Annotated in this window: 15 protein-coding genes and 1 pseudogene; 7 read left to right on the top strand and 9 right to left on the bottom strand. The window is 38.5% G+C overall.

The window, feature by feature from the left end; genetic code table 11:
• Positions 1–27 precede the first annotated feature (27 nt).
• Positions 28–609, bottom strand: a complete 582-nt coding sequence (locus BM073_RS09700) for a non-canonical purine NTP diphosphatase (RefSeq protein WP_091653621.1) — start codon at positions 607–609, stop codon at positions 28–30.
• Between the two features lie 92 nt (positions 610–701).
• Here BM073_RS09700 and BM073_RS09695 point away from each other — a divergent pair, with 92 nt between their 5' ends.
• From BM073_RS09695 to BM073_RS09680, 4 genes are all read left to right on the top strand, one after another.
• Positions 702–1,265, top strand: coding sequence for an LOG family protein (locus BM073_RS09695; protein ID WP_091653619.1), 564 nt, complete (start codon positions 702–704; stop codon positions 1,263–1,265).
• Between the two features lie 115 nt (positions 1,266–1,380).
• Positions 1,381–1,884: a hypothetical protein gene (locus BM073_RS09690; RefSeq protein ID WP_091653617.1), complete on the top strand. Its 504-nt coding sequence runs from the start codon at positions 1,381–1,383 to the stop codon at positions 1,882–1,884.
• Between the two features lie 323 nt (positions 1,885–2,207).
• The gene (locus tag BM073_RS09685) at positions 2,208–2,786 is read left to right on the top strand and encodes a hypothetical protein (protein ID WP_091653615.1); all 579 of its coding nucleotides are present in this window, start codon (positions 2,208–2,210) and stop codon (positions 2,784–2,786) included.
• Positions 2,783–3,199: a hypothetical protein gene (locus tag BM073_RS09680; protein ID WP_091653613.1), complete on the top strand. Its 417-nt coding sequence runs from the start codon at positions 2,783–2,785 to the stop codon at positions 3,197–3,199. Before BM073_RS09685 ends, BM073_RS09680 begins: the two co-directional genes overlap by 4 nt.
• An 875-nt stretch (positions 3,200–4,074) precedes the next feature.
• Here the strand turns inward: BM073_RS09680 and gndA are convergent.
• Positions 4,075–5,487: an NADP-dependent phosphogluconate dehydrogenase gene (gndA, locus tag BM073_RS09675; protein WP_091653611.1), complete on the bottom strand. Its 1,413-nt coding sequence runs from the start codon at positions 5,485–5,487 to the stop codon at positions 4,075–4,077.
• 314 nt (positions 5,488–5,801) lie between these two features.
• Between gndA and zwf the strand changes: the two genes are divergently transcribed.
• The 3 genes from zwf (at position 5,802) to BM073_RS09660 (ending at position 9,209) form a co-directional block, all read left to right on the top strand.
• Positions 5,802–7,334 carry a glucose-6-phosphate dehydrogenase gene (zwf, locus tag BM073_RS09670; RefSeq protein WP_091653609.1) on the top strand — a complete coding sequence of 511 codons (1,533 nt, stop codon included), beginning with the start codon at positions 5,802–5,804 and terminating at the stop codon, positions 7,332–7,334.
• 21 nt (positions 7,335–7,355) lie between these two features.
• Entirely contained in the window at positions 7,356–8,069 is a 714-nt protein-coding gene (gene pgl, locus BM073_RS09665; protein ID WP_091653608.1) for a 6-phosphogluconolactonase, read from the top strand.
• Between the two features lie 87 nt (positions 8,070–8,156).
• On the top strand, positions 8,157–9,209 hold the full coding sequence (locus tag BM073_RS09660) for an NAD(P)-dependent alcohol dehydrogenase (protein WP_091653606.1): 1,053 nt from the start codon (positions 8,157–8,159) through the stop codon (positions 9,207–9,209).
• Between the two features lie 24 nt (positions 9,210–9,233).
• Here BM073_RS09660 and BM073_RS18320 read toward each other — a convergent pair whose 3' ends face one another.
• The 7 genes and pseudogenes from BM073_RS18320 to BM073_RS09625 all read right to left on the bottom strand — a co-directional run bounded on the left by BM073_RS18320 (position 9,234) and on the right by BM073_RS09625 (position 12,827).
• Positions 9,234–9,551 (bottom strand): type II toxin-antitoxin system RelE/ParE family toxin, encoded by a 318-nt coding sequence (locus BM073_RS18320; protein ID WP_091653604.1) that lies wholly within the window; start codon positions 9,549–9,551, stop codon positions 9,234–9,236.
• Positions 9,536–9,793, bottom strand: coding sequence for a hypothetical protein (locus tag BM073_RS09650; RefSeq protein WP_091653602.1), 258 nt, complete (start codon positions 9,791–9,793; stop codon positions 9,536–9,538). Before BM073_RS09650 ends, BM073_RS18320 begins: the two co-directional genes overlap by 16 nt.
• 35 nt (positions 9,794–9,828) lie before the next feature.
• A pseudogene (locus tag BM073_RS09645) lies at positions 9,829–9,984 on the bottom strand (Holliday junction DNA helicase RuvB C-terminal domain-containing protein); the annotation flags it as partial.
• A gap of 8 nt (positions 9,985–9,992) precedes the next feature.
• Complete coding sequence (locus BM073_RS09640; RefSeq protein ID WP_091653600.1) at positions 9,993–10,301, bottom strand: hypothetical protein; 309 nt, start codon at positions 10,299–10,301, stop codon at positions 9,993–9,995.
• Between the two features lie 537 nt (positions 10,302–10,838).
• Positions 10,839–11,288: a hypothetical protein gene (locus BM073_RS09635; protein WP_091653599.1), complete on the bottom strand. Its 450-nt coding sequence runs from the start codon at positions 11,286–11,288 to the stop codon at positions 10,839–10,841.
• A gap of 10 nt (positions 11,289–11,298) precedes the next feature.
• On the bottom strand, positions 11,299–12,234 hold the full coding sequence (locus tag BM073_RS09630) for a hypothetical protein (RefSeq protein WP_091653597.1): 936 nt from the start codon (positions 12,232–12,234) through the stop codon (positions 11,299–11,301).
• Positions 12,231–12,827 (bottom strand): hypothetical protein, encoded by a 597-nt coding sequence (locus tag BM073_RS09625; protein WP_091653596.1) that lies wholly within the window; start codon positions 12,825–12,827, stop codon positions 12,231–12,233. The genes BM073_RS09630 and BM073_RS09625 overlap by 4 nt, the downstream gene beginning before the upstream one ends.
• Positions 12,828–12,831 lie beyond the last annotated feature (4 nt).

Below are 12,831 nucleotides of genomic sequence, written 5' to 3'. Positions count from 1 at the left end.
CAAAGTTAAATCATTTTCACCCTTTTATCAGAATTTTCTTTGGCTTAGAAATTTAATCAATTGATTTACTGCCTTTCCCCGGTGGGAAATTTGGTTTTTCTCATCCATACTCAATTCTGCAAAGGTCTTCTCATATCCTTCTGGCTGAAATATAGGATCGTATCCAAAACCTTTTTCACCAATCCGCTTATCAAGTATCTGTCCTTCCGCTATTCCTTCGAATTGATGTTCTTTTCCATCCAGAATCAATGCAATGACAGTTCTAAACCTCGCTTTACGATTTGCTTTACCTCTCAGATTCTCCAAAAGTTTATCAATATTCCGCTCGTCTGATCGGGGTTCTCCAGAGTACCTTCCAGAGTACACACCCGGAGCCCCATCCAAAGCCTCCACTTCCAAGCCGGTATCATCTGCAAAACAATCTACTCCATAATTCTCTTTGACATATCGGGCTTTTTGAAATGCGTTGTGTTCGAGCGTATTTCCAGTTTCCGGTAATTCTTCGTGGCAACCTATATCCTGCAAAGAAACAATTTGAAATTTATCACCAAGAGCAGCTTTTACCTCTTCTATTTTCTTGGCATTATTAGTAGCAAAACAGATTTTCATAATTCAAAAATAGAAAAATATCTATGGGCTGACACGATTGAACTTGGGTATGCAGGATCAAAGCTCTAACTTCGAAAACAGATTTTAATAGTATGAAAAAAGTCACCATTTATTGCGGATCTAAAAAAGGAAATTCTTCTGTATTTGAATCTGCTGCAAGAGCTTTAGCTCATGAAATGATCAAAAGAGACCTTTCTTTAGTGTATGGAGCAGGAAGAGTAGGATTGATGGGGGTAATAGCCGATGAGATGCTGGCAGGAAATAAAGAAGTCCTTGGGATAATTCCCCAAAAGCTAGTTGATCGGGAAGTCGCTCATACGGGCTGCACGGAGTTGATTGTGGTAGAAACGATGAGAGATAGGAAATGGCTGATGGCAGAAAGAGGAGATGGATTTATTGCCATGCCTGGCGGAATAGGAACCCTCGAAGAGCTTTTTGAAATCATGACGCTCAACCAGTTGCATTATATTCAAAAGCCCTTGGCCTTATACAATGTCAATGGTTATTATGACAAATTGATTGATTTCTTGAACCACGCGATGGATTCTGGATTCTTGTATCCCGAGCAGGAAGAGCTTCTGATAGTTTCTGATGACCCAGTGGATTTATTGGATCAAATGGCAGCATATCAAGCACGAAGACCTGCCGATTGGTAGTTTTTTCTTTTGGGGTGATTTTCAGACTAATATTTGTTTTTATACGTTAAAACTTCAAGCTTATTCCGAGACTTTCATCAGTTTTTTCTATTTTTGCTCAGTTATTCAAGGCTTTATGATCGAAAAACTCTTTCCATTAGACAAAAACTATATCCTGAGACAGGCTCAGTTTGTGCTGGAGGAGGAACTTTTGGAGCAGATGATTTATGAGCTAAAGCGCTCCTACACATACCTGTACAATCCATTGCAGCTAATGGATCAGACCTATGCTAGGATTCTTGACAGCTTTGAATTTCCAACAGACCGAATCCGTATGATTTACCGTCAGCTTTGTGGAATCTACCGATTTAAGCATGGAGATAATCAATTGGAATTACTTTTTGACGGAAAATCTCATTTCGAAAAGTTTAAAGAGGATTGGGAAAATTCATTTATCAATTACGTGAAGGAGCTGGGTAATCACGAGCAGTATGTTAAAACCATGCTTAGAATGACCGTTCTGTATGACACAGAATCCCGAGCTGAATGGGCTGAGAATAATTGCAAGGCTTTTATCAATCAGTATTTTGACCTGAAAATCGTTAAAAGACAAGGCGAGCTTCGAATGAAAGTAGGGTAAAAGAGGTGTTGTAAAAACTCTTACACTTCAATAGCTATTTTAGAATTTTGATTTAAGATTTACGAAGGACACAGGGACTTTTGAGATTTTTTATGTCTTAAACTTGAAATCTAAGTTAAAGGTGGATTGATTTTAACCCCAAAAGACGCGTAGGGAGCAAAGAGTTCACTGAGAAAATCAGTGATTTTAGTTTAGAATAGACAATTGAAAAAAAAACTTTGCCTCTTTGATGGAGATAAAACAAAATTAAAAACCAACTAGCTCCTTGGTAATTGTTTCGGATTTTATTTTATTATACGGATAATCTTACTATTAAATACTCCATGCGAAAAATTGTATATCTATTAATTTTTGTTCTTTCAGTTTCCGCTTGTGTGCAAGACGGTTTAAATCCAGATCTGAAGAGATTAAGCCCTGAAGTCATAGAAGCGAGAGAATGGTTACAGCAAAATCAAGAAGCCATGGACTTGAAAGCTTTACAAACTAAATCAGATAGATTAGATCCCAAATTTTTGACTCGGGAGTTCAATTGGGAAAGAGCTTTGATTTTGATTGATTCCAAAAATCGCACAGCTATTGAGATTCCGGTTCACTACCCAAATGGGATGATGTTTGGCGTCACAAGAAATAAAAAGCCCCCTAAATCCGTTCGAACCTCTCTAGTTTTGGTAAAAAAACAGGAAAAGGAATATGCACCATATTTTTTAAAAATTAATTCTGAAGACACGGAGCACATCTTTTCAGCGAATAATTTTCACCTGATAGGCTACTTGAATATCCCCAATAATTTTTCCGGAGAATTTAATTTATATAATTGGGATGAAAGCTGGATTGGGACTACTGTATATAGTAATGGACAACCAGTCCGTTCTCGATTCCCAAAAGATCAATCTATCGAATGAAAAAATTGATTGCTATTTTCTTGTTTCTTTTTGGTTTTTCGGGTATTCCAATTGGCTTTTCACAAGAATTCGTACCTCGGGCTATAATTGGAAAATGGATAAGTGAGGAAGATCAAAAGCTCATTTGGGAGTTTTCTAACCCTTTCTTATTTCAAAGTGAATATGAGGGCCAAAACGAATCAAGTTCAGGGGTTTTTAACATTCTTGATTGGGAAAACACTTGTAGCGAATACAAGGAAACGGATTTGAAAGATCAGAAGTACCTCCAAATTAAAGATGAAGAGGGATTTGTTTTTTGTTATTATCTGGAAACATTAAACCATGAGCAATTAACTCTCATCTATATGCCTCGTGGAAATATTCTATCTTTTAGAAAATTGAAGCCTGATCAGAATTCTGCGATAATGTTTTAACTTAAAAATGTCAAAATACCCATCAGATTGGTGAAAATTGCAGGTTTATGCGCTCAAAGAATCTGCGTTGCGTTTTGCGAAATCTTTGAAAAATCTTGCTTCTGTCATTCTTTAATTTACTAACCTGAAAGCATATTTTAATCGCTTACAAGAGATTGAAAACATAACATTCTAAACTCTTTGCCACTTTCCATCTTTGCGGGAGATAAAACCGCTGCGTCGCCGCGCCTCTGCGAGCCATTTTTTTTTAAACCGCATAGGAATTATAGAAAACATAGCATTCTAAACTCTTTGCCACTTCTTTTCTTTGCGGGAGCCGTTACCGCGATGCCGCTGCGCTATTTTCGAGATTATTTTTTACCGCTGAGCCGCTGAGGGCGCAAAGGAGATCGCAAAGTTTTTTTCCAACGTTCCTCCGATGCTAAAAATGAAAGACCAGTTATTAGGAAATAAATCCTTCATCATGAATAATGGACCGACCTTAATAACTAATAACTCAATAACCTTTGCCTCTGATGCAAAAAGAGTCAGACTTAGAACTCCTGTCTTCGGAATAGGGGGACGATCCTAATAACCTATTACTCAATAACCAATAACTTTTCCCCTGCGTTTCCCCAAGCAATTTAAAGAACCATAGAGGGAACATAGGAAACATAGCCTCTTTGCCTCTTCCAGTCTTTGCGGGAGAAATTATAGTAGCGCCGTTGCGACTCAGCTAGAGAAATTGAGACTGCCACGCTCCGCAAGCTGCGCTCGCAGTGACGACTAAACTTTAAACTTTTTCTTTGCTTCTTAAATTCTTTGCGGGAGATAAAACCGCTGCGTCGCCGCGAGCATGTTCTAAAAGGCTATCCTAATAACTAATAACCATTAACTTACTCCCCCCACTCGGTATGGAAGATTCCCTCTCTATCGATTCTTTCGTAGGTATGCGAACCGAAATGATCTCGCTGAGCCTGGATTAGGTTTAAAGGTAATCTTCCTGAAGTGAATGCATCAAAATAGCTTAATGAAGAAAATAATCCCGGAACAGGAATTCCAAATTCAGCAGCGTATATCACTGTTTTTCTCACCGCTGGTAGACAGTCCTGCACCTGCTTGACAAAAGAAGGAGATAGCAACAAATTAGTAAGTTGAGGATCCGCCTCAAAGGCCTCAGCAATATCTGCCAACAAACCTGCACGAATAATGCACCCTGCTCTCCAAATTTTTGAAATCTGGGCCAAATTCAGTTCATATCCGTATTCTCTGGATGCCTCGGCCAACTGGTGTAAGCCTTGTGCATAAGAAACTATAAAAGAAAAATACAGTGCCTGTTCTGCCTGATGGATCAGTTGATCCTTATCCATAGCCACCAAAGCTGGTCTATGATATAGTTTATCTGCCTGGATTCGCTGATCTTTCAAAGCTGAGATCTCACGCATACTTACCGCCATATCAATGGTCGGAATAGGTATCCCCAAGTCCATCGCATTTTGAGAGGTCCACTTTCCTGTTCCCTTCTGTTTGGCTTTATCCAAAATCTGGTCTACCAATCTCCCATCTGAAAACTCATCTTTTTGAAGGAAGATTTCTGATGTGATCTCAACCAAAAATGATTGTAGTCTATCCTTATTCCAAGAGGCATAAACCTCATGAAGTTCGTCATTCGTAAGATTTCCAGCCTTTTTCAACAGGTCATAAATCTCAGAGGTTAGCTGCATGAGCGCATACTCTATTCCATTATGGACCATTTTCACATAATTGCCTGCAGACTTAGGACCTAAGTAGGCAACACAAGGTTCACCTTTGTATTTGGCAGCAACCGCTTCAAAAACTGGACGCACATGCTCATAGGCTTCCTTATTCCCCCCAGGCATAATGCTTGGACCTTTTCTGGCCCCTTCAGCCCCGCCGGAAACACCGGAACCAAAAAAGTGAATCCCTTTCTCTTGCAAATAGGTATCCCTTCGATCCGTATCGGTGAAAAATGAATTTCCTCCGTCAATAATTATATCTCCTTTATCCAAATGAGGAATCAAATTCTCAATCACCTGTTCAACAATTTTTCCCGCTGGAACCAAGAGCATGATTTTACGAGGAGAAGAAAGGGCAGCAATAAATGTTTTCAAGTCTGAGCTAGCATTTACTCTTTCGGGATTACCGCCTTCTTCGATCAATGCTGAAACTTTCTCGGGGTCCAAATCATAGCCAAAGGCTTTGAAATCATTGTCCGCTACGTTTAAAATAAAGTTTCGGCCCATCACGCCCAGGCCAATCAGTCCAAAATCAAATTGCTTTTGCTCCATCTTTTTTATGCTTTCTCGCTTTTTCCGGCTTAATCTTTTATTTGCTCGAAGTTTAAAATAAATAAGCCTTATTTTTACGATTCGAATTCAAAATTAACCTATCCTACGGAGCATGCCTGCTTTTTTCCAAAAAAGTATTGAGAAAGATTCAGATTTTTGCTTCCTAAAACACACCCTAATCCCGCTGATTTGATGAAATCGAGCACAACGCAAGCTACACACATTGGGATGCCCCGATGTATCGGGGAAAATTTGCGACCTGCCTGCCGCAGGCAGGGATTCCATGCGACCTTTGAGAAACAAATTATAAACACATGAAAAAAACCCTAAACCAAATGCTAATCATTTTTGGAGCTTCGGGTGATTTGACTGCCAGAAAATTAATTCCAGCCATTTACAACCTCTACAAAGGCCAGCATTTACCGGAAAACTTTGTGGTTTTAGGAGTGAGTAGAAGTAATATGGGAAGTGAGGAGTTTCGGTCCAAGGTCGTACTTGAAAGCGAATTTCTTCAGAAAAAAATAGCCAAGGAAGAAAAGGACTTTGTACAGAAGTTTGCCGATAAGCTTTACTATGAAGACCTAGGCACCGATTATGATGCTTCTTACGAAAAGTTAGCCAAAAGAATCAATCAGCTGGATGAGGAACATGGAACAGACGGAAATCTGATCTTTTATCTATCTACTCCTCCCAGCTTATATGAAACCATCGCCAAAAACCTTCATGATGCAGGATTGACCAAGGAAGAAAAAGGCTGGAGAAGATTGATCGTAGAAAAACCATTTGGATATAACCTGAAGTCTGCGAAAGCATTGAATGATGGGCTCCATTATTATTTCAATGAAGGACAGGTATATAGAATTGATCATTACCTGGGAAAAGAAACGGTTCAAAACTTATTAGTAACCCGCTTCTCCAATTCAATCTTCGAACCCTTGTGGAATCGACGCTATATCCATCATGTGGAAATCACCAATGCAGAAACAGTAGGAGTAGAGAAAAGAGGTGGATATTATGACAAGTCTGGGGCATTAAGAGATATGTTCCAAAGCCATTTGCTTCAAATTGTATCCTTGATCGTAATGGAGCCACCCATCAGTTCTGATGCAGAAGAAATCCGAGATGAAAAGGTAAAAGCCTTGAAATCATTGCGCATCATGAAAGATGAGGAAACTATTATTAAAAATACCTTAAGAGGCCAATATGTAGGATCCACAATTGGAGGAAAGAAAGTCAAAGGATACCGGGAAGAAGAAGGTGTAAATCCTGAATCTACCACAGAAACATTTGCTGCCCTCAAATTCTACGTTGACAATTGGAGATGGAAAGATGTTCCGTTCTACGTTCGAACAGGAAAGGCCATGCCGACCAAGGTAACAGAAGTAGTAATCCATTTTAAAACCCCACACCACGAGGTTTTCAAAAGCCAGGATGTCTACAAAAAGGATAATAAGCTTATTATAAGGATTCAACCAGATGAAGGAGTTCTTTTGAAATTTGGGGTTAAGGTTCCTGGTCTGGGATTTCATGTCGAGCAAGCCAACATGGACTTCTATTATTCAGACTTGGATTCCGCCCAAGTCATGGATGCGTATGAGCGTCTTTTATTGGATGCCATGCAGGGAGATACCACACTCTATGCAAGGGCAGATGAAGTGGAAGCAGCTTGGAGATTTGTAGATCCTATTCTGGAGTGCTGGGAAAACAATCCATCTGTCAATACTTATGGATATGCAGCTGGAACATGGGGGCCTAAAAACTCAGATGAATTGATAGAAGACAGTTTTGGCTGGAGAAACCCCGGCGACTTACTTACTGATGAGTCAGGCTTTTGTATTCTATGTTAATTTAAACCTTACAATAGAGCAATGGAAATTAAAATCCTCGAAAATAAAACAGAAGTAGCCAAGTCTTTTTCGGCTTATTTTGCGGAATTGGTTCAATCCCAAGAGCAGCTATTTGTAGCTCTATCAGGAGGAAGTACTCCAAAAACTGTTTTCGATTATTTAGCTTCAGAATACAGAAATAAGATTGACTGGACCAAAGTTTTTTTCTTTTGGGGAGATGAAAGGTGTGTTCCGCCTACAGATTCAGAAAGCAATTATAAAATGACTGTAGATCATCTGCTTTCTAAGCTACCCATTCCTGAAGCCAATGTATTTCGTGTTTTGGGAGAAAATGATCCTGAGGAAGAAGCTTTGAGATATGGGGAGCTTGTGGAGAAAACGCTTCCTTTGGAAAAAGGAATACCTCAGTTTGACTTGGTGATATTAGGCATGGGTGATGATGGTCATACCGCATCCATTTTTCCCAACTCCATTTATCTCTGGGATTCATCCAGAAATTGTAAAGTAGCTACCCACCCTGATTCAGGACAAAAAAGAGTCACCATAACGGGTAGAGTAATTAATCAAGCCAAACACGTTGTTTTCTTGGTCACTGGTGCAAGCAAAAAAGAAAAAGTAAGGGAGGTCATTCGAAGAGAAGGAGAATATAACAGTTACCCTGCCAGCATGGTCAATCCCAGCAGTGACTCTTTGGTCTGGTATCTGGACCAAGAAGCTGCTCAAGAAATAAAGTAATTGGAAAGCCATCGAAACCCGATGGCTTTTTTATTGAAAACTTATCCATCTAAATGATGTTTCATCTCAAACCACAAATCCTTTTTTATGAAAACTGTTAAAGCTTACGCTGCCTTTGAGGCAGAAAAACCTCTTGGACCTTACGATCTAGAAAGAAGATCTGTCGGGGCAAAGGATGTTGAAATTGAAATTTTGTATTGCGGAGTTTGCCACTCTGATATCCACACTGCAAGAAATGAATGGGGAGGCTCTACCATGTATCCAGTAGTTCCGGGTCATGAAATCGTAGGAAAAGTAACTGCCGTAGGACAGGAAGTCTCCAAATTTAAAGTTGGTGATACTGTAGGGGTTGGCTGCATGGTGGACTCTTGCCAAAAGTGCCAAAACTGTGAAGCTGATTTGGAGCAATTTTGTGAAAATGGAATGTCAGGCACCTATAATTCATACTTACAAGACAAGAAAACCATTACCTATGGAGGCTATTCCTCTTCCATAGTTGTCACTGAAAATTTTGTATTGAGTGTGTCGGATAAACTTCCTTTGGAAGGGGTAGCTCCATTACTTTGCGCAGGGATCACCACATATTCTCCTTTACGGCATTGGAATGTCAAGAAAGGGGATAAAGTAGCAGTTGTAGGATTGGGAGGATTGGGACACATGGCCGTGAAACTTGCCTCTGCAATGGGAGCGGAAGTTACCATGTTAAGTCGTTCGCCAGAAAAAGCTAAGGATGCCGATTCATTGGGAGCTCATCACTTTGAGTTGACTACGGATCCTAAAAATATGAAGCGCTTGAAAGGGTCTTATGATATCATTATTGATACCGTGTCCGCGTCGCATGATTACTCTGCTTACCTGAATCTTCTTCGCACTGATGGAGTGATGGTATTGCTTGGTGTTCCGCCAACTCCCGAACAGATTCACGCTACTTCCTTGATTTTTGGAAGAAAAAGTTTAGCAGGTTCCTTAATAGGGGGTATCAAAGAAACTCAAGAAATGCTCGACTTCTGTGCAGAGCATGGAATTGTATCAGATGTGGAAGTTATTCCTATTGACAAAATCAACGAAGCTTATGAGCGCACCATCGCGGGTGATGTTCATTATCGATTTGTGATTGATATGGCTTCGCTGAAAAAGTAAAGTAAAATGGCCTAGAGAATTATTCTAGGCCTTTTTTTTTAAAGCTATCTCAGATTTTAGCTTTCTGGGGTTTTGCCTTGGATCCCATACTCTGAGTATTTGTATTTTGTCTTCAGAATAGGAGTAAAAAATTTTGAATCCTTTCATCACTTTTACTCTCACTCCCTCATAATCTGACTCTATCCCAATAAGTGGGTTTTCAGCGATTATATTTGCTGCCTTGAGAAAAATAGCTTCTAGCTTTTCACTAAATAGTGTGGATTTATTTCGATTCTTCCAATAAGTATAGATTTCGAGCCTATCTTGAATGGACGAAAGGGTCCATTCTATTTTCCTAACCATTCCCTTAACAACTTTTCTGCTTGCTCAGTGGAATAAATTCGATTTTCATGGATGTCTTCTAAGCCCTTTTCAATTGATTTCTTTTCTTCTAAACTTAATATATAACTGGAGACAAGATCTACTTCAAGATCAAGAATTCTATTAATTTCCTCTAAAAGCTTCTCATCATTTAAAGAAGAGACTTTGGAAATTATTGCAGATTTTAAGTTTGAAATATTCATAAGCAAAATTCTTTCAGACACTTAATTTACGAAAGAAAAGTGATCTTGTTCTTTAATTAAATATCAAACAAACCTCCCATTCCTTGGGCTGGCTTGATTTTTAGATGCCTGTATGCCAGTTCAGTAGCCATTCTTCCTCGGGCTGTTCGTTTCATATTGCCTTCCTGAATTAGAAAAGGCTCATACACTTCCTCAATAGTCTCGGCTTCTTTTATTTTGATTATCTTTTGAATTCCTCTTCTTTATAAATCTCTATAAGCCTTTTAACAAGACGTTCAATTTCTAACCTTAATTTTTTATTTTCGATATCAAGTCCGGTAACATCAGTTGCCAAATTTAAAAGCAATTTTTCGAGCTCACTCTTCACAGAAATAACTTCAATAATTGGATCAATATATCTGACATATTCCATATAAACATTGTGAGCAAAAACCCCGAAATTCTGAATTCCTATTGGGTCCCAATGAATCAATACAAGATTTATTCTTGTCTGTAAACCGGTTAAACTTTTTAGTTCGTTATAGTCCATATCAAGGGTTTAATAGGTTAGTTATGATCTTTCCATGGTTTGTACCATTAGATATATTAACGCTATTGCTTTCCCCTGAAATTCCACAAATAATTGAATCCCCCATCTTGCATTAGTTACTATTCTTGGGATCCCACTACTAAGAAAAGCTTTAATTTGCGATGGGGAAAGCCCCTTTGAAATTCCTTAAGTAATTGTTCCATTGGAAGTGTATCACCTCCTACGGTCTAACTTTTACTACCTAGCATGGATGCTTTTTCGGTGTAAGCCGAATATCTTGTCGATAAACTAAACACCCTATTCCTCAGAGCGCCAGAAATATTTGATGGTAGGTCATCCCTTCTGACTTCTGACCTTCACTGAAAATGGGGGTATCATTCTAGTTTGCTTTGCCAATGCTTCATTTTGTGTAAAAGTTAATTTGTCCAAATATGGATAAACTTGCTCATCATCCCTTTCTAGGAATCCAGGTGCAGAAATAAAAACTTTGTCTGAGTTTGAAAACATTATAACAAGAGATTGAGAGAATACCTTATTCTATTCTGAAGTGAGTCTGACCCTTTCTGTCTTTCTCTTATTCTTCTTTCCGTACTCGACTTCTACAATTACATCTGGGAAGACCCCCTCTTGGATTGCCAATATTTTAGGATTTTCTAATCCCTCCAACTTATACAATTTACTCTCAGTATAGTAGTCTCCATCCGGTCTAATACTGATCAAAATACTAGACAAAACCTCATCCGTTCCTTCAAAATAATCAGCTGGTGTAGCCTCAGAGTCATATATTAAAATGGCATTGATGAAAAGTGCTCTTTCAAATAATGGGTAAGACAGAAATTCGACATTTTGAATATTGGCAAAAAAGTAATTCGCCTTCGAATCCTCAGTAAGATCTTTCAATTTGACTTGTTGAGCAAAGGAAAATAATGGAACATTAAAGGCCAAGACCAAAGTTATAGCCATGTTTCGATTCAAGTATTTTTTCATATTCTTGGGCTTATCTTACTGAGAAATGAATATGGTCTGAATGTCCCCCAACAGGATGACTGTAATTCCATTTTCCTGTTTCTATTGAAAATTTATGTTTAAAATGGGGTCCAAAATTTTCTCTTACATTCGGGAAATTATCCATAGCAATCTGAAGTTGAATAATTTGGTTGGTTATTCCTGAAACTGACATCTTTACACCATTTATTCTACTTATATCAATTGCCGTTCCATTGTAATGATTACTTCCGGGTCCATGGGTGCCATTTGTGGTAGCTGCAATATATATTGAGGTAATTTTTTCATTTCCACTTAATTTCAAGTTCGCCTTCTCAATTGCATGTTTGATCCCTTCTAATAATAATTTCGCTACTTCTTGATTAGCACTTTTTCTATCAGATTGGGTAATACCAAACTCTATCTTAATTTGATCTCCATTTTGAAGGATTAGAGTGGTTGGTATTTTAACCTTTTCTCCCTGAAAATTAAACCCATCATCTGGTGTATTTGTCGTTTCGAAATAACGATCTTCCTCCGGAAAAGGAATGCAAAACTCCTCTTCACAAATGTCTTCCTCTTTATCTGAGTCCCCTGTTGAAGGCGGAAGTGAACTCGTTCCTCCTCCTCCTGACGAAGGGGTTTCGGTGCCTACTGGCTCATTATTTTCATAGAGGTTCACATAACACTCCTGAACCCACACAGATTGCTGAGACTCGACACCTACCTCTTCTTCCATTGCAAAATATGGGAAATCTACCCAATACCCAGGTTGACAGTTGGTGAATAAAGAATACGCTCTTGATGAAACTTTCGGCTCCTCGGTCTGATAGCGGATATGAGAGATTAGTTGACCGTTTTCTACTTTGATACTTCTCAGGTGTCGCTCATCATAGGAAAAAAGATCGATCATCCCCGTCCAGCCTAACGGTATCTGATGGTAGGTCATCCCTTCTGACTTCTGATCTTCACTGAAAATGGGGGTATCATTCTAGTTTGCTTTGCCAATGCTTCATCTTGGGTAATAGTTAATTTGTCTAAGTATGGATATACTTGCTCATCATTCCTTTCTAAAAACCCAGCTGCGGAAATAAAAACTTTGTTTGAATTGGAAAATGATAGAACAAGTGATTGAGGATAAAGAATCTTTCTTATAATAATTCCATCTAAGTTTTCTTCAATTGCTACATCCCAATTAACAGTAATATTTTCAATAGTTTGTCCTATCGTATTATTCCAAATAAGGGAATTACTCACATCTGTAATTTGATAATTCTCAAAAGGACTGTCTTCATTTATCTTTATGCCAACTCCGTATTGAAAAAATGAACTATCCCATAAAATTTCAATCTTTTTATTATTCTGACTTTGTATCAAAACTGAAAAATCGACTGAATCAATTTGCTTAAAATGGGATTCTTGGAAGGATTTAGATGTAATCATTCTCTCCACCCTAGAATAATAACTTACTGAATAAACTCTAAGTCCAACTATACTCTCAATGATTTTTTCGAATTCCAAATGCTCTTTGCTTAATTCCATTTTT

Origin of the sequence: Algoriphagus ornithinivorans (genome assembly GCF_900115305.1) — a bacterium.
Lineage (GTDB): Bacteria > Bacteroidota > Bacteroidia > Cytophagales > Cyclobacteriaceae > Algoriphagus > Algoriphagus ornithinivorans.
Note: the sequence above shows the minus strand (reverse complement) of the source record. Positions and strands in the feature narration are given on the sequence as shown.

What these genes read in the sequence shown, in the direction of transcription:
- BM073_RS09700 (WP_091653621.1), bottom strand. Translation starts at nt 609, where the DNA reads ATGAAAATCTGTTTTGCTACTAATAATGCCAAGAAAATAGAAGAGGTA.
- gndA (WP_091653611.1), bottom strand. Translation starts at nt 5,487, where the DNA reads ATGGAGCAAAAGCAATTTGATTTTGGACTGATTGGCCTGGGCGTGATG.
- BM073_RS09635 (WP_091653599.1), bottom strand. Translation starts at nt 11,288, where the DNA reads ATGAAAAAATACTTGAATCGAAACATGGCTATAACTTTGGTCTTGGCC.
- BM073_RS09630 (WP_091653597.1), bottom strand. Translation starts at nt 12,234, where the DNA reads ATGACCTACCATCAGATACCGTTAGGCTGGACGGGGATGATCGATCTT.
- BM073_RS09640 (WP_091653600.1), bottom strand. Translation starts at nt 10,301, where the DNA reads ATGGACTATAACGAACTAAAAAGTTTAACCGGTTTACAGACAAGAATA.
- BM073_RS09625 (WP_091653596.1), bottom strand. Translation starts at nt 12,827, where the DNA reads ATGGAATTAAGCAAAGAGCATTTGGAATTCGAAAAAATCATTGAGAGT.
- BM073_RS09685 (WP_091653615.1), top strand. Translation starts at nt 2,208, where the DNA reads ATGCGAAAAATTGTATATCTATTAATTTTTGTTCTTTCAGTTTCCGCT.
- BM073_RS18320 (WP_091653604.1), bottom strand. Translation starts at nt 9,551, where the DNA reads ATGGTTAGGAAAATAGAATGGACCCTTTCGTCCATTCAAGATAGGCTC.
- pgl (WP_091653608.1), top strand. Translation starts at nt 7,356, where the DNA reads ATGGAAATTAAAATCCTCGAAAATAAAACAGAAGTAGCCAAGTCTTTT.
- BM073_RS09695 (WP_091653619.1), top strand. Translation starts at nt 702, where the DNA reads ATGAAAAAAGTCACCATTTATTGCGGATCTAAAAAAGGAAATTCTTCT.
- BM073_RS09680 (WP_091653613.1), top strand. Translation starts at nt 2,783, where the DNA reads ATGAAAAAATTGATTGCTATTTTCTTGTTTCTTTTTGGTTTTTCGGGT.
- BM073_RS09690 (WP_091653617.1), top strand. Translation starts at nt 1,381, where the DNA reads ATGATCGAAAAACTCTTTCCATTAGACAAAAACTATATCCTGAGACAG.
- BM073_RS09660 (WP_091653606.1), top strand. Translation starts at nt 8,157, where the DNA reads ATGAAAACTGTTAAAGCTTACGCTGCCTTTGAGGCAGAAAAACCTCTT.
- zwf (WP_091653609.1), top strand. Translation starts at nt 5,802, where the DNA reads ATGAAAAAAACCCTAAACCAAATGCTAATCATTTTTGGAGCTTCGGGT.